We start from the raw sequence: 21169 nt of genomic DNA on the forward strand, positions 1-21169 counted from the left end.
GGCCTTTCCCCAGTCGGCGATCAGATCGTAGTCGTCGCAATCGCAGATCGTGCCGCAGACGACCAGGAACAGCACTTCGCTCAGCGGATGGGCGACTCGCCACGGCTCGCGCGGGTCCTCTATGGCGGCAAAATGGTCCAGAAGCGCCTTCAGGCGCGGCTTCTCGAACCCCTCGAGGGCAGCAATGGTCATGGCGGGCGCTCCGAATCAATGAGCGCCCATGGAATCAGCCAATCGACAACAGCGAAAGCGCGTTAACCTGAGTTCGGAGCCCTGGTCTTGATCCCGAGCATGTTGACGGCGACGTTGTTGGACGGCTTGGATAAAAGGTCGAAGATTTCGCGCGAGCTCGGCGGGCTTTTTGCGTCGCCAACCACCAGCACGTCCTCCAGCTCCTCGTAGTCGCCCTCCGGGTCGAGCACGCAAAACTGGAAGCCTTGCTCGACGAAGCGTTCGGTCAGAGCGGTGGCGAGGGTGGATTTTCCGATCCCCGACGTGCCGGCCAGCAGGACACTGCCGCCGCGCGGTGAAAGATGCATCACTGCGCCCGATCCGTCGTCCGCGCCAATTTCGATGCGGTGCCGCGCCGTGTCCAGGAAGGCGGCGTCCTGCGAGATGAGGGCCTCGATCAACTCCCTGACGCCCGCGCCGCGGGCACCATTCGTCACGTGGTCCGCCGTCTCCCTTACCTTTGGCAGTGCATTGGCAACTGCAACTCCGACGCCGACGGCGCGCAGAAAGGCATGGTCGTTCTCCGCATCGCCGATGCCGACGACGTTGTGGGCGGACAATTCCAGATCCTCCAGGGCAGCCGCCAGACCGGTTGCCTTGTTGACCCCGCTTGGCAGCACCATGACGGCACCCTTGTTGAAGATGATCTCCAGCTCCAGGCCAAGGTCCTTGATCACTTCCAGCACGATGGTCTCGTTGGGCTCCCTGGTGGCGACGACGGAACGTCCCATCGACAGGGGCGCGACCTTGCGCATCATCAGCCTGTCGACGAATTCCGCAGGAGGGGCAGGCGCCAGGATCCGCACTTTCTTCGAAGCCGGCGTATAGACGAGCGCTCCGTTTTCGGCGACGACCTTATCGAAAATGCCAAGCTCCGGGAAAACGGATTCGAGGTCGGCAAGCTCGCGACCGGTCACCATTATCAACTTGCGGCCGGTTTCCTTCAACCGGCCGAGCGCGGCACGGGTCGCACCGGAAACGATCCCGTTTTCCGCGAGTGTGCCATCATAGTCAGTGGCTAGAGCAAGAGCATACATCGAACCGTTATCGGCAGCCCAAAGCCGACCTGAGATGCTTTCTCGCCGAGCTGAGCGAAAAGCCATCTGCTCCCGTGACTTCCATTGGCCGAATCCCATCATCGTTTGTCATTGGCTGATTGGTCCCAACGGCGCTGGCCGCCGGAAGGCAAGAGCAGCGGAAGCGTGGCTTTTGGTTGAGCATCGGATTTTCCCAAAACCGGTGCCGCTTTCTAGCCAATGATCCTGAATCCGGTCGGCACCTGGCCGGGGTCGACGTCTTGGGATGTCACGCCGGAGACCGACGCCCCGTTCGGCCCTTTCCAGAGCCGGTCCATCATCGTCGAAACCGCGCCCTCGGCGCCGACGATCAGTGCCGTTACGGATCCGTCATCCTCGTTGCGAACCCATCCGGACAGGCCGAGCTTCTCGGCCTCGATCCGCGTCCACACGCGAAACGAGACGCCTTGCACCCTTCCACTGAGTCTGACGCGGATTGCCTTGCGCTCGTTCTCCATGGTCACCTCGTCAGCGGTCGATCTCGCCGAACACGATATCGAGCGACCCGATGATCGCGGCGACATCGGCGATCATGTGCCCCCTCGACAGAAAATCCATCGCCTGCAGATGGGCAAAGGACGGCGCGCGGATCTTGCATCGATATGGAGTATTGCCGCCGTTTGAAACCAGATAGACGCCGAATTCGCCCTTCGGCGCCTCCACTGCGGCGTAGACTTCTCCGGCGGGCACGCGGTGTCCTTCGGTGTAGAGTTTGAAATGGTGAATGGTCGCTTCCATCGAGCGCTTCATCGTCGCCCGTGGCGGCGGCGTGATCTTCTGGTTCGGGATGGCGACCGGCCCCCCGCCTTCCGGCGACCGCAATTTCTCCAGACATTGCTTCATGATCCGCACCGACTGGCGCATTTCCTCCATGCGGACGAGATAGCGGTCATAGCAGTCGCCGTTCTTGCCGACGGGAATGTCGAAATCCATCTCGGGGTAACATTCATATGGCTGCGCCTTGCGCAAATCCCATGCCGCGCCCGATCCGCGCACCATGGGGCCAGAGAAGCCCCAGGCCCAGGCGTCGTCCAGCCCGATCGCGCCGACGTCGACATTGCGTTGCTTGAAGATGCGATTGTCGGTCAGCAGACCCTCGATGTTGTCGCAGACCTTGAGGAACGGATCGCAGAAATCCCAGATGTCGTCCAGGAGCTTCGGAGGCAGGTCCTGGTGCACGCCGCCGACCCTGAAATAATTCGCATGCATGCGGGCGCCGGAGGCGCGCTCGTAGAAGACCATCAGCTTCTCGCGCTCGGCGAAACCCCAGAGCGGCGGGGTCAGCGCGCCGATATCCATGGCCTGTGTCGTGACGTTGAGGAGATGCGACAAAAGCCGGCCGATTTCGCAAAAGAGGACACGGATGAGCTGTCCGCGCCTAGGAGCTGATATTTCGAGCAGCTTCTCGGCGGCGAGGCAGAACGCATGCTCCTGGTTCATCGGCGCGACATAGTCGAGCCGGTCGAAATAGGGCAGGGCCTGCAGATAGTTCTTGTACTCGATGAGTTTTTCCGTGCCGCGGTGGAGCAGGCCGATATGGGGATCGGCGCGGTCGACGATCTCGCCGTCCAGTTCCAGCACCAGCCGCAGGACGCCGTGGGCAGAGGGATGCTGCGGCCCGAAGTTGAGGGTGAAGTTGCGAACTGCGGCTTCGACCATGACGGTGCTCCGCTGTACTGCGTTTTTCACGACCGAAGCCGAGTGCTCCGGTCCGCCATGCCCGGACCGCCGATCAGGTCCCGGACTGCCGATCAAGTCGTCGTCTGGATGATCAGTGTCAGCATGCCGTCGCCGTCGATGTTGGCAGCGACAACCTGCGAGGAATCAAGCCCGTTCGCCGCCAGTGCCGATGCTGCCTGTGGCGACGCATCGATCGAGCTCTGCAGGGTAAGCAAATCTTCAACGCTGGTCTCGGTGATCACGGCCTCGGCTTGTGTTTTGAGTTCCGAAGGCAAATCTTCGAGGGCGACAATCGCAATGCCGGTAAAGTTCTGGTCGGTGAAACCTTGATCTGGCAGGGCCTGGTCAGGCGGCGCTTGGTCAGGCTGCGGTAGGTCGGGCAGGGTTGGATCGGGCAGGGCTTCCGGGGCCGGGGGTGCGATTTGGGGAAGCTGCGGGTCGGTGGGCTGAGCGTGGATCGGCTGCGCGAGGGCCAATCCCGAAAGGGCGGCGATTGTCGTCAACATGCGCATGATCTTTCCTTCCGTTTTCTCGAGGAGGACCACTCGGTGACCACTCAACCATTGTGCCGGATTATGGTTCCCGGTCCATCACATTGCCCGGCCCGTCACATTAATGGAGGCTCTGTCCGGACCCGTCGCGCGCGGTGGAAAGATGGAACGATTCCGACAGGCGTTCATTCTTCCTGGATCACACCTTTGATCACAGGATCGGCGGGGCGCTGCACCTCGAGGAGAAAATCATGAGAATCAGCGAGTGCATGACACAGAATGTTCAGGTCGCCAGCCCGGACCAATCCCTGCAGGATGCCGCACGAGCCATGGCCGATCTTGACGCCGGTGTTCTGCCCGTCGGTGAGAATGACCGGCTGGTCGGGATGATCACGGACCGCGACATTGCCGTCCGTGGGATCGCGGAGGGCAAAGGCCCGGACACCAGGATCAGGGACGTTATGAGTGCTGAGGTACGATGCTGCTTTGACGACCAGGAAGTCGACGATGTCCTTCAGCACCTGGGCAATCTCAAACTGCGGCGGCTGCCGGTGATCAGCCGCGACCGGCGGTTGGTTGGCATTGTCTCGCTCGGCGATCTCGCCACGAATGGCGAGGCAGCCTGGGCCGGCGAAGCGCTGGGCGGCATTTCGCAGCCGGGTGGCGACCATTCGCAGACGGCGCATTGATGCGTCATATGCGAGCTTGAAGCTCCTGCTCCATCGACAGCATCGGCGCCCAGGAATTTCGAATCCAAAACCGCACCGGATTCACGCCTTTGCCCGCGCGTGTCCTTTTGATCGCGCAAAGGCATTGCGAGGTAGAGCAGCTCGGCGATCATCCTCGCAAGCCGACATCGCGGTCCGCGACACGCCATTCGGCGGCGCCGGCGCGGTGGAGGTTGCGGCTGTCGTTGAGGAAGCCGGTGATCCTCGCCGCCGACTTTGCCGAGGCGAAGGTTAGCAGCCGACCGTGACGAACGACGGGCTCGCCGCTCTCATTGTCCCAGATCTCGAACCGGCAGCTTGGATTCGGTATGGCTTCGAAACGGTCCTTCATATCGATGGTACCCTGTCGCTTGGTTGCCTCGGGCGGTCTACAATGCCAAGGCTGGGCTTCTGGTACGCCTCCCGCGATGTCCGCATCGACGAAAGCGTGCTGCCGGCTCTGCGAAGTGCTTGAGTAGCCATCTAGATCCCCGTCATGGAGTCGACGGTTCCGGGGAACTCGAAGCCTCCGGTCGTCGGCTGTGATCGACGGGCCGAGGTTCTGCGACCCCGGCTCACGGATGGCTTACGGGCGTTTTTGGCTGCGCTCCTAGCAGCGGGCGGGCTCGCTCGGTGTCGCCTCGATTAGCTTGCCTTCGGCGCGAGGCGCTGCACAACGTGGTCGGCGATCGCCAGGCTTGACGTCAGGCCAGGGCTCTCGATGCCGAACAGATTGACCAGGCCCTCCACGCCGTGCACCGCCGTGTCCTGGATGACGAAGTCGGCATTGGCTTCGCCGGGACCGGAGAGTTTTGGCCGGATGCCGCTATAGGCCGGCTGCAGGCTGCCATCGGCCAGGTCCGGCCAGTATCTGCGGATCTCGTTGTAGAAGCGTTCGCCGCGAGCCGGATCGACGCGATAGTCGAGTTGATCCGTCCATTCGACATCCGGTCCGAAACGGGCGACGCCATCGAGATCGAGCGTCAGATGCACACCGAGCCCGCCGGGTTCGGGCACGGGATAGACCAGCCGGGAGAAGGGCGCCCGGCCGGCGACCGAAAAATAGTTGCCCTTGGCATAGCGAAGTCTTGGCACGAATTGCGGATCGAGCCCGTCAAGCGTGCCGGCAAGTGCCGTGGCGCCAAGCCCGCCAGCGTTGACGAAGCGCGTGGTGGCGATTTCAAAGCGCTCGCCGCTGGTGCCGTCGATCGTGTCGAGCACGATGCGGCTCCCTTCGGCCCGCCCGTCCTCGATACGGCCGGCGACGATGCGGGTGTTGAGGCTGAGCGCCGCTCCGTGTTCCTCGGCATCGCCCAGCAGCGCAAGCATCAGGGCGTGGCTGTCGATGATGCCGGTGGCGGGAGACAGCAGGGCTGCCGTGCACCGCAGCCTGGGCTCCAGCCTGCGCGCCTCTGCCGCGGTCAAGGGCGTCAGGTCGCCCGCACCGCAAGCGGACGCATTGGCCCGGATGGAAGCGAGCACCGGCTCCTGTTCGGCATCCGTAGCGACGATGAGCTTGCCGCAGCGCGCATGCGGGAGCGCCCGCTCCCCGCAATAACGGTAGAGCTTCTCCCGGCCTGCCACGCAGTACCGGGCCTTCAGCGATCCGGCCGGATAGTAGATGCCGGCATGGATGACCTCGGAATTGCGCGAACTGATCCCGGTGCCGATGGCGTTCTCGGCCTCGAGGATCAGGGTGTCAATGCCGCGGCGCGCCATGCCTCGTGCGATCGCCAGGCCAACGACGCCGGCGCCGGCGACGATGCAGTCGACATGGTCCATGATCAGGCCACCTCAGCCTTGTTGTTGTGCCTGCTGGTGAGCCGTTCGAGGATCATGTCCCGGCGGCGCGCAGACAACTTCGCGCAGGCCCGCGCGTTCCAGGGCTCGAAGCCTAAATTCTGCATATGTCTGCGTCCATCCGCCAGCCTTCCGAAATGGCTTGACACCGTTACAGGAAACAGATGCATCAAACAGCATCAATGCAAGAGGGAACCTGCCGATGCGCGCCGAACGGCGGCAGGATCCACGTCCCGGCATACAGGACAGGAACCAGCATGGACGCCCGACCGAATTCTCCCGAAGCCCGCGACATCAGCTACCACATGCACGGCTACACCAATGCCCGCAAGCATCAGGAGGCAGGGCCGCTTGTCATCGAGAAGGGCGACGGCATCTATGTCGAGGATCTGGCCGGCAATCGCTACATCGAGGCGATGGCCGGGCTTTGGAGCGTCGCGGTCGGTTTTTCCGAGAAGCGGCTGGTCGATGCAGCGGTGCGCCAGATGTCGAAGCTGCCCTACTATCACGACTTCGGCTCCAAATCGCATTCGCCGCTGATCGACCTTGCCGAGAGACTGGTGCAGATGGCGCCGGTGCCGATGAGCAAGGCGTATTTCACCAATTCCGGCTCCGAGGCTAACGATACGGCCATCAAGATGATCTGGTACCGGTCGAATGCGCTCGGCCAGCCGGCACGCAAGAAAATCATCAGCCGCAATCGCGGCTATCACGGCGTCACCATCGCTGCGGCGAGCCTGACCGGACTGCCCAACAATCATCTTTCGTTCGACCTGCCGATCGCCAATGTGCTGCACACGTCGACGCCGCACCACTGGCGCGAGGCGCTGCCGGGCGAGAGTGATGAGCAGTTTTCGAGCCGGCTTGCCGACGATCTGGAAAAGCTGATCCTGGCCGAGGGCCCGGAAACCATTGCCGCCTTTTTCGGCGAGCCGATCATGGGCGCTGGCGGCGTCATCGTGCCGCCGGCCGGCTACTGGGAGAAGATCCAGGCGGTCCTGTCGAAATACGACGTCCTGCTCGTCGCCGACGAGGTCATCTGCGGTTTTGGCCGAACCGGCGAGATGTTCGGCTCGCAGACCTTCGGCATCAGGCCCGACATCATGGTCATGTCGAAGCAGATATCCTCGTCCTATCTGCCGATCTCGGCGCTGCTGATCAACGAAAAGGTTTTCGAGCCGATTGCCGACGAAAGCAACCGCATCGGCACGTTCGGTCACGGCTTCACCGGCGGCGGCCATCCCGTTGCGGCGGCGGTCGCGTTCGAGAACCTGAAGCTGATCGAGGAGCGCGACCTCGTCGGCAATGCGCGCACGGTCGGCGCGCATATGCAGAAGCGGTTGCGCACCCTCGCTTCGCATCCGCTTGTCGGCGAGGTACGCGGCGTCGGCCTGATCGCGGCGGTCGAACTGGTCGGCGACAAGGCCAACAAGACGCCGTGGGAGACGGCCGGCGCGCTGGGCGGGCTCGTCAACGGCTTTATGCAGCAGAACGGCGTCATCTCGCGCAACATGGGCGACGCGCTGGCTTTCTGCCCGCCGCTGATCATCACCGAGCCCCAGGTCGATCAGATGGTCGACGCGTTTGAAAGGTCGCTCGAAGCCGCCACCAAGCAGGTCGGTTCACAGGGCTGAATGGGCATCGGAACGAGGAGTTGCGGCGCCGCAAGGTCATATCGCTCGGTATCGGCGAACATGCCAAGCCTCAATAGTCATGGTCAGCGGCTTGCAGCGAGATCTGAAACGGCATCCGGAACGACCACCAGCTTGCCGACAAAATCCTTGGCGATGAAATCCGCCTGGGCGCGATGGAAATCGGACAGCCTGTAGACGCCGCCGACCAGCGGCCGGATCTTCTTCTCCTCGATGTAGCGGACGATGCGGCGGAAATCCTTTCGCGTGCCCTGGCTCGAACCATGCAGTTGAAGTTGTTTCAGGTACATGGTGCGCAGATCGAGCTGCACGACCGGGCCGGCAATCGCTCCTGCGGTCGTGTAGCGGCCTTCGGGCCTGAGGATGCGCAACAGGTCATTGAACATGGCACCGCCTACAAGGTCGGCAACCACGTCGATCGGCTGGCCGCCGGTCGCCGCGTTCACGGCGGCGAGCAGATCAGCGGCGCCACGGGCGATCACCGCCTCTGCGCCGATGTCGAGCACCGCCTGTTCCTTGCCCTTGCCGACAACCGCATAGGGAATGGCGCCGCGCGCCCGCGCCAACTGTACGATGCCGGAGCCGACTCCGCCCGACGCGCCGGTGACCAGCACCCGCTCGCCGGCCTTCAATGCGGCGCGTTCCAGCATCTGTTCGCCGGTGAGATAAGCGCAACAGAAGGTGGCGAGTTCGACATCGCTCAGATCGGTATCGACGACATGGGCATTCTCGGCCGACACGGTCTGGTACTCGGCATAACCGCCGTCGCGGCCGTGGCCCATATAGTCGATATCGGCGAGTGAATCATCGTCGCGGTTGTAGATGGAGAAATCGACCATCACCCGCTCGCTAATGCGGGCAGAAGCAACACCATCGCCGACGGCAACGATGTTGCCGACCGTGTCGGTGCCCTGGATGCGCGGGAAGGTCAGCGTGTTGCCCTGACGCGGCCAGGTCGACACCGCGGCAGCATCCTCCTCCGTGCCATAGGCGCCTTGGCGCACCCAGACATCGGTGTTGTTCATGCCGCAAGCGGTGACCTTGACCAGCACCTCGCCCGGCGCGGGCGAGGGCACTTTCACATCGGTGCGGTAGACGAGCTTTTCCGGCCCGCCGTGACCGATCAACTGCACGGCGGCCATGGTGGCGGGGATGGTTTTGGTCATGGCGTTCATGTCAGTCTTCAGATGTTGGCAAACACGCTTTTCACCGCATCAGCCGTCTTGGAGACAACGATGTCGGCCTCTTCGCGGGTCAGGCACAGCGGCGGCGCGAAGCCGAGAATGTCGCCCTGCGGCATGGCGCGACCGATGACGCCGCGCTCGGCAAGGGCGGTCGCGACCTGCGGCCCGATCTTCTGCGAGGCGTCGAAGAACGCGCGGTCGTCCCGGTCGGCGACGAATTCGACCGCCGCCAGCATGCCGTCGCCGCGCACCTCGCCGACGTTTTTGTGGCCGCCGATGGCTTTCGCCAGTTCGGCGCGGAAATAGGCGCCGGTCTCGCCGGCGTTGGTCACGAGGTCCATCTCGTCGATCAGTTCCAGGTTGGCCACCCCGGCGGCAACGCAGATCGGATGCGCCGAATAGGTCCAGCCGTGGCCTATGCTGCCGAGCTTGTCGGAACCCTGCACCAGTACCTGCCAGACCTTGTCCGAGACGATAACGCCCGACAGCGGCGCATAGGCCGAGGTTAGGCCCTTGGCGATGGTGATCAGGTCGGGCTTGATGCCGTAATGGTCGGACCCGAACATGGTGCCCAGCCGGCCGAATCCGGTCACCACTTCGTCGGCGACCAGCAGCACATCGTATTTCTTCAGCACGCCTTGAATCTTTTCCCAATAGAGAGCGGGCGGCGGCACGATGCCGCCAGTGCCGAGGATCGGCTCTCCGATAAAGGCGGCGACCGTGTCCGGGCCTTCGGCGAGGATCATCTCTTCGAGCTTGTCGGCGCAGTATTGCGAGAACTGTTCCTCGCTCGTCGAACGGTCGGCGCGGCGGAAATAATAGGGCGCCTCGGTGTGCAGGATCGGCGCGCGCGGCAGGTCGAAGGCGTTGTGGAACAGGTCGAGCCCGGTCAGCGATCCGGTCATGACGCCGGAGCCGTGATAGCCGCGCCAGCGCGAGATGATCTTCTTCTTCTCCGGCCGGCCAAGCACATTGTTGTAGTACCAGATCAGCTTGATGTTGGTTTCGTTGGCGTCGGAACCGGAAAGGCCGAAATAGACCCTCGACATGCCTTGCGGCGCCCGGTCGATGATCATCTTGGCAAGCGTGATCGACGCCTCGGTGCCGTGGCCGACATAGGCGTGGTAATAGGCGAGGTTCTTGGCTTGCGCGGCGATGGCGTCGGCGATCTTCTGGCGGCCATAGCCGACATTGACGCAATAAAGCCCGGCGAAGGCATCGATGCTCTTGCGGCCATTATTGTCCCAGACGGTGACGCCTTCACCACCGGCCATGACGCGGGTCGGCGATTCACCGCGCGCGTGCGTGCCCATATGGGTCGAGGGATGGAAGAAGTGGTCGCGGTCCCAGGCGGCAAGTTCATTGGACTGGTCGAGCATTTTTTCTACTCCTTGAAGGAAATTCTGATCTCTAGGCCACGTCCAGGCAGAGATATTTAAGATCGGTAAAGGCTTCGAGCCCGTGGCGCGAGCCCTCTCGGCCGGTGCCGGACTGTTTGACGCCGCCGAACGGGATCGGCGCGCCGGTGATCTTGACGCGGTTGATGGCGACCATACCGTAGTCGAGCGCGCGGCCCATGCGCAATTGGCGGCCGCCGTTCTCGGTGACGACATAGGCGACGAGGCCGTATTCGGTGGCGTTGGCGCGGGTGATGACTTCGTCTTCGCTGTCGAAGGGCGTCACGGCGGCGACCGGACCAAAGGTTTCCTCGCGCATGATGAGCGCGTCATCGGCAACATCGGCGAGCAAGGTCGGCTGATAGAATAGCGGCCCGGCCGGATGTCGCTTGCCGCCGGTGAGGCAGCGCGCGCCACCAGCCAGCGCATCGGCGACCTGCTCCTCGACCTTCTTGACGCCGCGCTCGTGCATCAACGGCCCGATGTCGGTGTCATCAGCCAGGCCATTGCCGGTCCGCAACGTCTCGATACGTCTGGCGAAGGCAGCACAGAATCGATCGTAAAGCGGCCGCTGCACATAGATGCGGTTGGCGGCGAGGCAATCCTGCCCGGACGTGGCGAATTTGGCATCGACGGCTATGGTCACAGCCTTGTCGAGATCGGCATCGGCAAAGACGATCAGCGGGGCATGGCCGCCAAGCTCCATCACCAGCCGCTTCATCGTCGGCGCGCTCTGCGCGGCGATCAGCCTGCCGATTTCGGTCGAGCCGGTGAAGCTCATGGCGCGAATGCGCGGGTCCTCGGACATCCGCCCGACGATGGTCGAAGCCTTGCCGGTGACGATGTTGAAGACGCCTGCCGGCAGGCCGGCGCGTTCGCCGAGTTCGGCCAGCGCCAGTGCCGACAGCGGCGTCTCCGACGAAGGATGCGCGACGATGGTGCAGCCGGCGGCAAGCGCTGCCGCCGCCTTGCGGGTCAGCATGGCCACGGGAAAATTCCACGGCGTGACGACACCGACGACGCCGAGTGGTTCGCGCCGCACCATCATCTCGGCGTTTGGCAAATGGCTGGTGACGCTTTCGGCGTTGAGGCGTTTTGCCTCCTCGGCATACCACTCGACGAAGGAGGCGGCGTAGTCGATCTCGCCCCGCGCTTCCCTGAGCGGCTTGCCCTGTTCGAGCGTCATCAACAGCGCCAGATCATCTTTGGCGGCGATGATCAGGTCGAACCATTTTCGCAAAATTCTTGAGCGTTCCTGCGGCAGAGCCGCGCGCCAGGCGGGAAAGGCACGGGACGCCGCGTCGATCGCCTTGCTCGTCTGCTGGATATCGAGCGCGGCGACGAAGGCGACAGTGGCGCCTGTGGCAGGATCGGTCACCTCGAAGCTCTCGGCGGCCTCACTCGCCGTCCAGTGGCCGTCGACATAGGCGAGTTCGCGCAGCAGCCGGCGGTCGGCGAGGCGGTCAAGCGCTTCGTGGCGTAGTGGGCGGGCAAAATGCGCGGACATGTTCGGGTCTCCCGGTTCGGGGTGATACGGGAAGACTATCCGCGTGGAGCAGACAGAGAGGCTGTTTGGGTGCTCGCGCGTAGAGAGATTGTCTCTATTGGGCTGCCCGGGCAGACGATCTCTCTAGCGTTACGATGACATCGGCAACAGATCGGCCACCGGCAAGGCGACCTCCTCCTTCACCGTCTTGGTGACGATGTAGGTGAAATAACGGTCGATGCCGATCTCGCGTTCCAGCAGGGCGTCGACAAGCCGCTGATAGGCGTCGATGTCGCGCGCCATCACTTTCAGCAGATAGTCGACACCGCCGCCCACCGACCAGCAGGCGACGATCTCGGGGACGTCGCGGATGACGCGCTCGAAACGGTCGAAATCGGCTTGGCGGTGGCTGGCCAGCGTCACCTCCATCAGTACGGTTGCGACCGGGGCGACGGCGCGCATCGCGACCTTGGCGTGATAGCCGGAGACGATGCCGGCCTTCTCCAGCTTTCGCAGCCGCATCCAGCATGGCGTCGGCGACAGGCCAACCTTGTCGGCGAGCGCCAGCTTGGTGATGCGCCCGTCGCGCTGGACCGCATCAAGGATTTTGAGGTCGATCGGATCGAGTTTCGGTGCGGCCATGAGCGTCCACTTTTTCGTCCCAGACACCATGACGGCGCATTATTTCGATTGTCAATTGCACTGATTTCGATCTCTAATAAGTCATGACATTGTGGCGTCCAGATCCCGCGCTCATCCGGCGGCCGGCCTATCAGTCGCTTGCCGACCAGTTCGCGCGCGCCATCCATGACGGGCGGCTGGCCAACGGCGCGCGGCTGCCGACACATCGCCGGTTGGCCGACGACCTGAAGCTCTCGGTGCAGACGGTCAGCCGCGCCTATGAGGAACTGATCCGCCGGGGCCTGGTCTCCGGCGAGATCGGCCGCGGCAGCTTCGTGCAGACGCAGCGCCGCGAGCCGGAGCCACCCTATCTGCCGGAGCGCCTTGGCGAGGTCATCGACCTTTCCATTCTGAAGCCGGTGTGCGAGCCGATGCATCTGGAGCGGCTGAAACAGGCGCTGGGCTGGCTTGCCGAAACCCTGCCGTCGAGCTCGGCGCTGTCGTTCCGGCCGAACATGGTGTTCCCGCGCCACCGCGCGGTGGCGGTCGAATGGCTGCGGCTGTGCGGTCTCGACGTGTCCGCGCAGAATGTCAGCCTGACCAACGGCGCGACGGCCGGGATGACGGTGGCGCTGATGAGCGTGGCGCCGCCCGGTTCGACCGTCGCCACCGAGGCGATCGGCCACCACACGCTGATCCCGCTGGCGCGCTATCTCGGTTTCAACCTCGAGGGCCTGCCGATCGACGACAACGGCCTGATCCCGGAGGCGCTCGACGAGGCGTGCCGGCTGTCCGACATCCGGGCCGTGTTCGTGCAGCCTTCGGTGATCAACCCGACCGCGACGCTGATGGACGCCGCGCGGCGGGCTGAGATCGCCGCGGTGGCGCGCAAGCACGACATCGCCATCATCGAGAACGACGTGCTCGGCCCGCTGGTCGAGGGCCGGCCGCCGCCGGTCGCTGTCTTCGCGCCCGAGCGCACGCTCTATGTCACCTCCTTCACCAAGATCGTGGTGCCGGGCCTGCGCATCGGTTATCTCGCGGCGCCCGACCGTTATGTCGCCGCCGTCGCGAACCGGCATCTCGTCTCGAACTGGATGGCGACGCCGCTGGTGGCGGAGATCGCAACCAAATGGGTGACCGACGGCACGGCGATGGAGCTCGTCCGCTGGCAGCGTGCGGCGCTGCGGCGGCGGCAGGAGATCGCGGCGCAAGTGCTCGCCGGCGTCGACTACCGCGTTCATCGCGACGGATTGCATCTGTGGCTGCAGCTGCCCGGCGACCGCGCCGAGGAGAGTTTCGTCTCACAGGCCCGTCTGCAGGGCGTGGCGATCGCACCAGGCACATCGTTCCGCATCTCGGCGGCGCCCTGGCAGCCGGCGGTTCGTATCTCGCTGGGCTCGACCACCGAGGGGGAACTGCGCGCCGGCCTGAGCGTTGTCACCAAGTTGCTGCTCGGCGATCCGGAGCATCTCCTGCTGGCGATCTAGGCAGATATTGCCGCGAAATTGTGCGGAGTCACAAACATTGTCATGAGTTTATTTTCCCGATTGACATGATTTGGCGCGTTCCGCATCGTTAGGGCATAGGCCTTCTCCAGAACGGGGAAATTCATTGTCCGCGCCCATCATCAAGATCGACGCCATTTCGAAAAGCTTCGGCACCTTCAAGGTGCTGGACGGCCTGTCGATGCAGGTCATGCCGCGCGAGAAGCTGGCGCTGATCGGCCCATCCGGCTCGGGCAAGACGACGATCCTGCGCATCCTGATGACGCTGGAGCGGATCGATAGTGGCCACATCCAGATCGACGGCGAGCAGCTTTACCACATGGAGCGCAACGGCCAGTTGCTGGCCGCCGACGAACGCCATCTGGCAAAAATGCGCCAGAAGATCGGCATGGTCTTCCAGCTGTTCAACCTGTTTCCGCACAAGAGCGTCATCGACAACGTCACCCTGGCGCCGATCCTGACCAAGGGCATGCCGCGCGCCGCCGCCGAAAAAGGTGCGATGGAACTGCTCGACATGGTCGGCATGGCCGACAAGGCCAAGAGCATGCCGGCGCAGCTCTCCGGTGGGCAGAAGCAGCGCGTGGCGATCGCCCGGGCGCTCGCATTGCAGCCCAGGATCATGCTGTTCGACGAGGTGACATCGGCACTCGATCCGGAGCTGGTCGAGGAGGTGCTGAACGTCTTGTGGCGGCTCTGCTCCGAGACCGACATGACCATGCTGCTGGTCACCCACGAAATGGGTTTTGCCCATGATTTCGCCGACCGGGTGCTGTTCTTCGATCGCGGCAAGATCGTCGAGGAAGGCAAGCCCGACGAGATTTTCCGCAATCCCAAGCAGGAGCGCACGCAAGGCTTCCTGAAGAAGATCATCGCGGCCGGACATCGCGTCTGACCGCATGTCGGAGGCGGCAACGCCGTCCTCTAGGGGCGGCGACGCCGTCTCGAACCAAGGCAAACCAAGAAGAGAAACAAGGAGTTGGGAACAATGAATAAACTTGGCATTCTGGCCGGCGTCGCCGGTGTTGCACTGACCGCGATTCTGGCCGCCGCGACCGCGGGATCGGCCGATGAAGGCAAGCTCGAAGAGCTCAAGGCACAGGGCTTCGCCCGCGTCGCCATCGCCAACGAGCCGCCCTATACGGCGGTCGCCGCCGACGGCAAGGTTTCGGGTGCGGCGCCCGATGTGGCGCGTGAAATCTTCAAGCGCCTCGGCGTCAACGACATCGTCGCCTCGATCTCGGAATATGGCGCCATGATCCCTGGCCTGCAGGCCGGCCGTTTCGACGTCGTCACCGCTGGCCTGTTCATGAAGCCGGAGCGTTGCGCGGCGGTCGTCTATTCGGAGCCGGTGCTGTGCGACGCCGAGGCGATGCTGGTCAAGAAGGGCAACCCGAAGGGCTTCAAGAGCTACGAGGATGTCGCCAAGGACACGAGTGCGACGATCGGGGCGCCGGGCGGCGGCACCGAGGAGAAGCTGGCGCTCACTGCCGGCGTGCCGCGCGAGCGCGTCATCGTCGTGCCGGACGGCCAGAGCGGCCTGAAGATGCTGCAGGACGGCCGCATCGATGCCTATTCGCTGCCGGTGCTGTCGATCAACGACCTGGTCAAGAAGGCCAACGATCCGAACCTCGAAGTCGTCGCCCCGGTGGTCGGCGCGCCGGTCTATTGCGACGGCGCGGCCTTCAAGAAGGGCGACGAGGCGCTGCGCGATGCCTATGACGTCGAGCTGGCCAAGCTGAAGGAATCCGGTGAATTCGCCAAGATCATCGAGCCTTACGGCTTCTCGGCGGCAGCGGCGATGTCGACGAGCCGCGACAAGCTCTGCTCGGCGAAGTAGGGACAGCCCCTCATCCGGCCCTTCGGGCCACTTTCTCCCCAGCTGGGGAGAAGAGGTTGGCCGGCGTCGCAAGCCTCCTCTCCCCTCGGGGAGAGGTCGCCCGAGCGAAGCGGAGGGCGCGTGAAGGGGACTTCGACCAAACGTCCAAGTAGGACAATACACTAATGACCCAATGGTCCGGCTATCTCGGCCTGATATTGCAAGGAGCGCTGATTACCATCGAGCTGACGCTGATGGGGTCGGTGCTTGCCCTGATCATGGCCTTTCTCGCCGGGCTAGGGCGGCTGTCGCGTTTTTTCGTCTTTCGTGCGCTGGCCACCGCCTATATCGAATTCTTCCGCGGCACCTCGATCTTCGTGCAGCTGTTCTGGGCCTATTTCGTGCTGCCCTTCATCGGTATTTCGCTGACGCCGCTGCAAGCCGGCGTGCTGGCGCTCGGCCTCAATGTCGGCGCCTATGCGGCGGAGGTGGTGCGCGGCGCCATCCAATCGATCGGCCGCGAACAGTACGAGGCCTGCACCGCGCTCAATCTCGGCCGCTGGCAAGGCATGCGCCATGTCATCCTGCCGCAGGCGCTGCTGGTCATGCTGCCGACCTTCGGCAACAACGCCATCGAACTGCTCAAGGCCACCGCCGTGGTTTCGCTGATCTCGCTCACCGACCTGACCTTCCAGGCGCAAGTGGTGCGCTCGCAGACCGGCAACACGCTGGTGCCTTTCACCACCATCCTCATCATCTATTTCGTCCTCGCTCTGGTCATCTCGTGGGGCGTGCGTTCGCTGGAACGCCGCATGGCGCGCGGGCTCGACGGGGTGCGCGTCTGATGGATTGGGCCTCATAATGGAATGGGATTGGAATTTTGTCCGGGAGATCATGCCGACGCTGATCCAGGGCGTGAAGATCACCATCCTGGCAACGCTGCTCGGCTCGGTTCTGGCCGCGATCGTGGGGCTGGCCATCGCGCTGGCGCGGCGCTCGCCGAACAGGGCCGTGTCGCGCAGCGTCGGCTTCCTCGCCGAGTTCATCCGCGGCACGCCGCTCTTGGTGCAGCTCTATTTCATCTTCTACGTGCTGCCGGATATCGGTATCCTGCTGCCGCCGCTGGTGGCGGGCGTCATCGGGCTCGGCCTGCATTACGGCACCTACACGGCCGAGGTCTATCGCGCCGGTATCGACAATGTGCCGCGCGGCCAGTGGGAAGCCGCCAAGGCCTGCAATCTCAACGCCAGGCAGACCTGGACGCACATCATCATGCCGCAAGCGATACCGCCGATGATCCCGGCGCTTGCCAACTACTTCATCGCAATGTTCAAGGAGACGCCGCTGCTTTCGGCGATCACCGTGCTGGAACTGATGAACCAGGCCAAGAGCGTCGCCAACACCTATTACCGCTATGTCGAGCCGATGACCTTGGTCGGCGCCTTCTTCCTCGTCATCAGTCTTTTCTCTGTCGTGCTGCTGCGCTGGCTGGAACATCGCTACGGCAAGATCGAGAGGTAGTCTTTTCATGAAACACTTGCCCGAAATCAGACTGGCGCCGACACGGCCGGCGCTCGACGCGCGTCCCTTGGACAAGCGTATCGGCCTGATCATCCTTGCCACCGACCATACGACCGAACCGGATTTTCGCCGCATGGTGGCAAGCGACCGGACCGGCGTCTATGTCGCGCGAATCCCCTACGCCAATCCGACGACGCCGGAGAATTTGCGCAAGATGCAGCCGTCGCTGACGGCGGGCGCGGCGCTCATCCTGCCCGACGAGCCGCTCGATGCGATCTGCTATTCCTGCACCTCGGCCTCCGTGGTCATCGGCGATGCCGAGGTCGAGGCGGCGGTGCAGGCAGCCAAGCCCGGCGTGCCCGTGGTCACGCCGCCGATGGCAGGAGTGCGCGGCTTGAAGGCGCTGGGCGCCAGGACGATCAGTATCCTCACCCCCTACACGGTCGAGACCAGCCGGCCGATGGCGGCCTATTTCGCGGCGCACGGTTTCGAGATCGCCAGCTTCACCTGTCTCGGCTTTGAGGACGACCGCGAGATGGCACGGATTGCGCCGGCGTCGCTCGTTGATCTGGCGCGCGAGGCGACCGATGCGCAAGCGGACGCGCTGTTCGTCTCCTGCACGGCGCTGCGGGCCGCGCTTGCGGTGGTCGGTATGGAAGAGGCGATCGGCCGTCCGGTCGTCACGAGCAACCAGGCGACGGCCTGGAACTGCCTGCGGCTTTGCGGCGACGACGAGCCGCGCGCCGAATTCGGCCGTCTGATGACGCTGCCTTGAATTGATCGCAGAGCAAAGATCATGACCGCGAACGACATCACCATCGCCGATATCCGTGCAGCCCGCGAGCGCATCGCCGCCAAGATCGAGCGCACGCCGACCGTCCTTTCGCCGAGTCTTTCCGGGTACTTGGGTGCGCCCGTTTATCTCAAGCTCGAACATCGTCAGACCACCGGCAGCTTCAAGCTGCGTGGTGCCTCGAACGCCATCGCGTCGCTAAGCCCTGAGGAGAAGGCGCGTGGCGTGGTTGCCGCCTCGACCGGCAATCACGGCCGGGCGCTTGCCCATGCGGCGAAGCTCGAAGGCATGCGCGCGACGATCTGCATGTCGCGACTGGTGCCGCAAAACAAGCTCGACGAGATCCGACGGCTGGGCGCCGAGATCCGCATCGTCGGCAACAGCCAGGACGATGCGCAGCAGGAGGTCGAACGGCTGGTCGCGGAAGACCGGCTGGTGATGCTGCCGCCCTTCGACCATCCTGATATCATCGCCGGGCAAGGAACGCTCGGGCTGGAGATCATCGAGCAGGTCGCGGATGCCGCCCTGGTGCTGGTGCCGCTGTCAGGCGGCGGACTGGCGTCGGGTGTGGCTGCTGCCGTAAAGGGCGCCAGCCCCGGCACCAAGGTCATCGGCGTTTCGATGGAGCGGGGTGCTGCGATGAAGGCGAGTCTCGATGCCGGACATCCCGTTTTGGTCGAGGAACTGCCGACACTGGCGGATTCACTCGGCGGCGGCATCGGCCTCGACAACCGGCTGACCTTCTCGATGTGCCGCGACCTGCTCGACGACGTGATCCTGCTCAGCGAGGACGAGATCGCCGCCGGCATCCGCCATGCCTACGAACAGGAGCGCGAGATCGTCGAAGGCGCCGGCGCGGTAGCCATCGCCGCCGTGCTTGCCGGCAAGGCCAGGGCGAGCGGCCCCACGGTGCTCATTCTGTCGGGCCGCAACATCGACATGACGCTGCACAGGAAAGTCGTTTGCGGCGAAGCAATTGAGGAGAGCGCCGCATGAGCCGGATGACGATACTCACCGAAGCCGAATTGCGCGCGATCGTGAAGCTCGATCTCGACGCCGTCGCGTGCGTCGAGAATGCGTTCCGCGCGCTTGCCACCTTGCCGGTGGCGATGCCGCCGATCCTGAGGCTCGATATCCCCGAGCATCGCGGCGAGGTCGACGTCAAGACCGCCTATGTGCCTGGGATCGACGGTTTCGCGATCAAGATCAGTCCCGGCTTCTTCGACAATCCGAAGCTCGGCCTGCCCAGCGTCAACGGCATGATGGTGCTGCTGTCTTCAAAAACCGGGCTGGTCGAGGCGCTGCTGCTCGACAACGGTTATTTGACCGACATCCGCACGGCGGCGGCCGGAGCGGTCGCGGCGAAACATCTTTCGCGACCGGACGCCTCGGTCGCCGCGATCTTCGGCGCCGGCGTCCAGGCCGGGCTGCAGCTCGAGGCGCTTATGCTGGTGCGGCCGATCAGCGAGGCCCGCATCTGGGCCAGGGATGCCGCCAAGGCCGAAGCCGCGGCGAATGCATTGCGCGAAAGACTGGGCATCGTCGTGCGCGCCGAGCCCGATGCGGCAAAGGCGGCGGCCGGCGCCGACATCATCGTCACCACGACGCCGTCGACCGAACCGCTGATCAAGGCCGGCTTCGTCTCCGCCGGCCAGCACATCACCGCGATGGGTGCCGACGCCGAGCACAAGAACGAAATCGCGCCAGCGATCCTGCGTATGGCTGATCTCTACGTCGCCGACAGCGCGAAACAGACGCGGCTGCTGGGCGAACTGCATCATGCCATCGCGGCGGGCGTGATGGCAGCCGATGCCGAAGTAACCGAGCTCGGCCAGATCATCGCCGGCGAAAGACACGGCCGCCGTTCGGACAGCGACATCACCATCGCCGACCTCACCGGCACCGGCGTGCAGGACACGGCGATTGCCACGCTCGCCCGCGACCGCGCCCGGGCGGCCAACACCGGTACGATTTTCGAAAGCTGATGCTGGCCGCAAGGCCCAACAAACGAGGACCAAGAACAATGCAGCCCAATCTCAAATTCACGCGCGGCGAATATGCGGACCGGCTCGCCAAGACACGGAGGGCCATGGAGGCCAAGGGCGTCGATCTGCTTGTTGTCAGCGACCCGTCCAACATGGCCTGGCTGACCGGCTATGACGGCTGGTCATTCTACGTGCACCAGGCCGTCATCGTGCCGCCGTCGGGCGAACCGATGTGGTACGGGCGCGGCCAGGACGCCAACGGCGCCAAGCGCACTGCCTATCTCGGGCACAACAACATCGTTGGCTATGCCGACCATTATGTGCAGTCGACTGAGCGCCACCCGATGGACTACCTCGCCAGCGTGCTCAGCGATCGCGGCTGGGGCAAGCTCAGCATCGGCGTCGAGATGGACAATTACTGGTTCTCCGCCGCTGCCTTCGCGTCGCTGCAGAAACATTTGCCGAACGCCCGCTTCGTCGACGCCACGGCACTGGTCAACTGGCAGCGCGCGGTGAAGAGCCCGACCGAGATCGACTATATGCGCAAGGCCGCCCGCATCGTCGAAGCGATGCACCAGCGCATCGTCGACAAGATCGAAGTCGGCATGCGCAAATGCGATCTGGTCGCCGAGATCTATGACGCCGGCACGCGCGGCGTCGACGGCATCGGCGGCGACTATCCGGCGATCGTGCCGCTGCTGCCGTCGGGCGCTGACGCGTCGGCGCCGCATCTGACCTGGGACGACCGACCGATGAAGTCGGGCGAGGGCACCTTCTTCGAGATCGCCGGCTGTTACAACCGCTACCATTGCCCTCTTTCCCGGACTGTGTTCCTTGGTAAACCCACGCAGGAATTCCTCGATGCAGAGAAGGCGACCTTGGAAGGCATGGAGGCCGGGCTTGCCGCGGCGAAACCCGGCAATACGTGCGAAGACATCGCCAATGCCTTCTTCGCGGTGCTCAAGAAATACGGCATCGTCAAGGATAACCGCACCGGCTATCCGATCGGGCTTTCCTATCCACCGGACTGGGGCGAACGAACGATGAGCCTGCGCCCCGGCGATCGCACAGAGCTGAAGCCCGGCATGACCTTCCATTTCATGACCGGCCTATGGCTGGAGACGATGGGGCTCGAAATCACCGAGTCCATCCTGATCACCGAGACAGGGGTCGAGTGCCTGGCCAATGTGCCGCGCAAGCTGGTAGTGAAGAATTGAGCCC

23 protein-coding genes are annotated in these 21169 nt (G+C 63.9%); 11 read left to right on the forward strand and 12 right to left on the reverse strand.

Going from position 1 to position 21169, the window contains the following annotated elements:
- From IQ26_RS25620 to IQ26_RS25640, 5 genes are all read right to left on the reverse strand, one after another.
- The coding region (locus IQ26_RS25620) for a transposase family protein (protein ID WP_420846407.1) at positions 1–192 on the reverse strand (192 nt) is incomplete at its 3' end.
- A 62-nt stretch (positions 193–254) separates the two neighbouring features.
- Positions 255–1268, reverse strand: a complete 1014-nt coding sequence (locus IQ26_RS25625; protein WP_145721081.1) for an HAD family hydrolase — start codon at positions 1266–1268, stop codon at positions 255–257.
- Positions 1269–1480: 212 nt separating this feature from the next.
- Positions 1481–1765, reverse strand: a complete 285-nt coding sequence (locus tag IQ26_RS25630; RefSeq protein WP_145721082.1) for an acylphosphatase — start codon at positions 1763–1765, stop codon at positions 1481–1483.
- A gap of 10 nt (positions 1766–1775) precedes the next feature.
- Positions 1776–2966, reverse strand: coding sequence for an NADH-quinone oxidoreductase subunit D (locus IQ26_RS25635; RefSeq protein WP_145721083.1), 1191 nt, complete (start codon positions 2964–2966; stop codon positions 1776–1778).
- Positions 2967–3058: 92 nt separating this feature from the next.
- On the reverse strand, positions 3059–3499 hold the full coding sequence (locus IQ26_RS25640) for a hypothetical protein (RefSeq protein WP_145721084.1): 441 nt from the start codon (positions 3497–3499) through the stop codon (positions 3059–3061).
- A gap of 230 nt (positions 3500–3729) precedes the next feature.
- Here IQ26_RS25640 and IQ26_RS25645 point away from each other — a divergent pair, with 230 nt between their 5' ends.
- Positions 3730–4167 (forward strand): CBS domain-containing protein, encoded by a 438-nt coding sequence (locus tag IQ26_RS25645; RefSeq protein WP_145721085.1) that lies wholly within the window; start codon positions 3730–3732, stop codon positions 4165–4167.
- Positions 4168–4315: 148 nt separating this feature from the next.
- On the opposite strand, the gene IQ26_RS25650 is transcribed toward IQ26_RS25645, so the two are convergent.
- The 3 genes from IQ26_RS25650 to IQ26_RS41125 form a co-directional block, all read right to left on the reverse strand.
- Positions 4316–4537: a hypothetical protein gene (locus tag IQ26_RS25650; RefSeq protein WP_145721087.1), complete on the reverse strand. Its 222-nt coding sequence runs from the start codon at positions 4535–4537 to the stop codon at positions 4316–4318.
- A gap of 293 nt (positions 4538–4830) precedes the next feature.
- Positions 4831–5967: an NAD(P)/FAD-dependent oxidoreductase gene (locus tag IQ26_RS25655; RefSeq protein ID WP_145721089.1), complete on the reverse strand. Its 1137-nt coding sequence runs from the start codon at positions 5965–5967 to the stop codon at positions 4831–4833.
- 2 nt (positions 5968–5969) lie between these two features.
- The gene (locus IQ26_RS41125; RefSeq protein WP_276316441.1) at positions 5970–6092 is read right to left on the reverse strand and encodes a hypothetical protein; all 123 of its coding nucleotides are present in this window, start codon (positions 6090–6092) and stop codon (positions 5970–5972) included.
- A 150-nt stretch (positions 6093–6242) separates the two neighbouring features.
- On the opposite strand from IQ26_RS41125, the gene IQ26_RS25660 reads away from it, so the two are divergent.
- Positions 6243–7619, forward strand: coding sequence for an aspartate aminotransferase family protein (locus IQ26_RS25660; RefSeq protein ID WP_145721091.1), 1377 nt, complete (start codon positions 6243–6245; stop codon positions 7617–7619).
- A gap of 83 nt (positions 7620–7702) precedes the next feature.
- Here the strand turns inward: IQ26_RS25660 and IQ26_RS25665 are convergent, their stop codons facing one another.
- The 4 genes from IQ26_RS25665 to IQ26_RS25680 all read right to left on the reverse strand — a co-directional run bounded on the left by IQ26_RS25665 (position 7703) and on the right by IQ26_RS25680 (position 12346).
- Positions 7703–8812, reverse strand: a complete 1110-nt coding sequence (locus IQ26_RS25665) for an alcohol dehydrogenase family protein (RefSeq protein WP_145721093.1) — start codon at positions 8810–8812, stop codon at positions 7703–7705.
- Between the two features lie 8 nt (positions 8813–8820).
- Complete coding sequence (locus tag IQ26_RS25670; protein WP_145721094.1) at positions 8821–10200, reverse strand: aspartate aminotransferase family protein; 1380 nt, start codon at positions 10198–10200, stop codon at positions 8821–8823.
- A gap of 31 nt (positions 10201–10231) precedes the next feature.
- On the reverse strand, positions 10232–11725 hold the full coding sequence (locus IQ26_RS25675) for an NAD-dependent succinate-semialdehyde dehydrogenase (RefSeq protein ID WP_145721095.1): 1494 nt from the start codon (positions 11723–11725) through the stop codon (positions 10232–10234).
- A 129-nt stretch (positions 11726–11854) separates the two neighbouring features.
- The gene (locus IQ26_RS25680) at positions 11855–12346 is read right to left on the reverse strand and encodes an Lrp/AsnC family transcriptional regulator (protein ID WP_145721098.1); all 492 of its coding nucleotides are present in this window, start codon (positions 12344–12346) and stop codon (positions 11855–11857) included.
- A gap of 83 nt (positions 12347–12429) precedes the next feature.
- Between IQ26_RS25680 and ehuR the strand changes: the two genes are divergently transcribed.
- From ehuR to doeA, 9 genes are all read left to right on the forward strand, one after another.
- Complete coding sequence (gene ehuR, locus IQ26_RS25685; protein ID WP_145721099.1) at positions 12430–13815, forward strand: MocR-like ectoine utilization transcription factor EhuR; 1386 nt, start codon at positions 12430–12432, stop codon at positions 13813–13815.
- A gap of 124 nt (positions 13816–13939) precedes the next feature.
- Complete coding sequence (ehuA, locus tag IQ26_RS25690; RefSeq protein WP_145721101.1) at positions 13940–14725, forward strand: ectoine/hydroxyectoine ABC transporter ATP-binding protein EhuA; 786 nt, start codon at positions 13940–13942, stop codon at positions 14723–14725.
- A 93-nt stretch (positions 14726–14818) separates the two neighbouring features.
- Positions 14819–15670, forward strand: coding sequence for an ectoine/hydroxyectoine ABC transporter substrate-binding protein EhuB (ehuB, locus tag IQ26_RS25695; protein WP_145721104.1), 852 nt, complete (start codon positions 14819–14821; stop codon positions 15668–15670).
- A 164-nt stretch (positions 15671–15834) separates the two neighbouring features.
- The gene (gene ehuC, locus IQ26_RS25700; protein ID WP_145721105.1) at positions 15835–16494 is read left to right on the forward strand and encodes an ectoine/hydroxyectoine ABC transporter permease subunit EhuC; all 660 of its coding nucleotides are present in this window, start codon (positions 15835–15837) and stop codon (positions 16492–16494) included.
- A 16-nt stretch (positions 16495–16510) separates the two neighbouring features.
- On the forward strand, positions 16511–17170 hold the full coding sequence (ehuD, locus tag IQ26_RS25705) for an ectoine/hydroxyectoine ABC transporter permease subunit EhuD (protein WP_145721107.1): 660 nt from the start codon (positions 16511–16513) through the stop codon (positions 17168–17170).
- Between the two features lie 7 nt (positions 17171–17177).
- Entirely contained in the window at positions 17178–17945 is a 768-nt protein-coding gene (gene eutA, locus IQ26_RS25710) for an ectoine utilization protein EutA (RefSeq protein WP_145721109.1), read from the forward strand.
- Positions 17946–17966: 21 nt separating this feature from the next.
- Entirely contained in the window at positions 17967–18959 is a 993-nt protein-coding gene (eutB, locus tag IQ26_RS25715; RefSeq protein ID WP_145721111.1) for a hydroxyectoine utilization dehydratase EutB, read from the forward strand.
- A complete protein-coding gene (gene eutC, locus IQ26_RS25720) occupies positions 18956–19948 on the forward strand; it encodes an ectoine utilization protein EutC (protein WP_145721113.1) in 993 nt (330 codons plus the stop codon). The genes eutB and eutC overlap by 4 nt, the downstream gene beginning before the upstream one ends.
- Positions 19949–19986: 38 nt before the next feature.
- Entirely contained in the window at positions 19987–21165 is a 1179-nt protein-coding gene (doeA, locus tag IQ26_RS25725; RefSeq protein ID WP_145721114.1) for an ectoine hydrolase DoeA, read from the forward strand.
- The last annotated feature ends 4 nt before the right edge of the window (positions 21166–21169 follow it).

Origin of the sequence: Mesorhizobium tianshanense (assembly GCF_007830515.1) — a bacterium.
Taxonomy (GTDB): Bacteria; Pseudomonadota; Alphaproteobacteria; order Rhizobiales; family Rhizobiaceae; genus Mesorhizobium; species Mesorhizobium tianshanense.

Coding starts and splice junctions, on each gene's coding strand:
- IQ26_RS25625 (WP_145721081.1), bottom strand. CDS start 1,268: ATGTATGCTCTTGCTCTAGCCACTGACTATGATGGCACACTCGCGGAA.
- IQ26_RS25630 (WP_145721082.1), bottom strand. CDS start 1,765: ATGGAGAACGAGCGCAAGGCAATCCGCGTCAGACTCAGTGGAAGGGTG.
- IQ26_RS25635 (WP_145721083.1), bottom strand. CDS start 2,966: ATGGTCGAAGCCGCAGTTCGCAACTTCACCCTCAACTTCGGGCCGCAG.
- IQ26_RS25640 (WP_145721084.1), bottom strand. CDS start 3,499: ATGCGCATGTTGACGACAATCGCCGCCCTTTCGGGATTGGCCCTCGCG.
- IQ26_RS25645 (WP_145721085.1), top strand. CDS start 3,730: ATGAGAATCAGCGAGTGCATGACACAGAATGTTCAGGTCGCCAGCCCG.
- IQ26_RS25650 (WP_145721087.1), bottom strand. CDS start 4,537: ATGAAGGACCGTTTCGAAGCCATACCGAATCCAAGCTGCCGGTTCGAG.
- IQ26_RS25655 (WP_145721089.1), bottom strand. CDS start 5,967: ATGGACCATGTCGACTGCATCGTCGCCGGCGCCGGCGTCGTTGGCCTG.
- IQ26_RS41125 (WP_276316441.1), bottom strand. CDS start 6,092: ATGCAGAATTTAGGCTTCGAGCCCTGGAACGCGCGGGCCTGCGCGAAG.
- IQ26_RS25660 (WP_145721091.1), top strand. CDS start 6,243: ATGGACGCCCGACCGAATTCTCCCGAAGCCCGCGACATCAGCTACCAC.
- IQ26_RS25665 (WP_145721093.1), bottom strand. CDS start 8,812: ATGAACGCCATGACCAAAACCATCCCCGCCACCATGGCCGCCGTGCAG.
- IQ26_RS25670 (WP_145721094.1), bottom strand. CDS start 10,200: ATGCTCGACCAGTCCAATGAACTTGCCGCCTGGGACCGCGACCACTTC.
- IQ26_RS25675 (WP_145721095.1), bottom strand. CDS start 11,725: ATGTCCGCGCATTTTGCCCGCCCACTACGCCACGAAGCGCTTGACCGC.
- IQ26_RS25680 (WP_145721098.1), bottom strand. CDS start 12,346: ATGGCCGCACCGAAACTCGATCCGATCGACCTCAAAATCCTTGATGCG.
- ehuR (WP_145721099.1), top strand. CDS start 12,430: ATGACATTGTGGCGTCCAGATCCCGCGCTCATCCGGCGGCCGGCCTAT.
- ehuB (WP_145721104.1), top strand. CDS start 14,819: ATGAATAAACTTGGCATTCTGGCCGGCGTCGCCGGTGTTGCACTGACC.
- ehuC (WP_145721105.1), top strand. CDS start 15,835: ATGACCCAATGGTCCGGCTATCTCGGCCTGATATTGCAAGGAGCGCTG.
- ehuD (WP_145721107.1), top strand. CDS start 16,511: ATGGAATGGGATTGGAATTTTGTCCGGGAGATCATGCCGACGCTGATC.
- eutA (WP_145721109.1), top strand. CDS start 17,178: ATGAAACACTTGCCCGAAATCAGACTGGCGCCGACACGGCCGGCGCTC.
- eutB (WP_145721111.1), top strand. CDS start 17,967: ATGACCGCGAACGACATCACCATCGCCGATATCCGTGCAGCCCGCGAG.
- eutC (WP_145721113.1), top strand. CDS start 18,956: ATGAGCCGGATGACGATACTCACCGAAGCCGAATTGCGCGCGATCGTG.
- doeA (WP_145721114.1), top strand. CDS start 19,987: ATGCAGCCCAATCTCAAATTCACGCGCGGCGAATATGCGGACCGGCTC.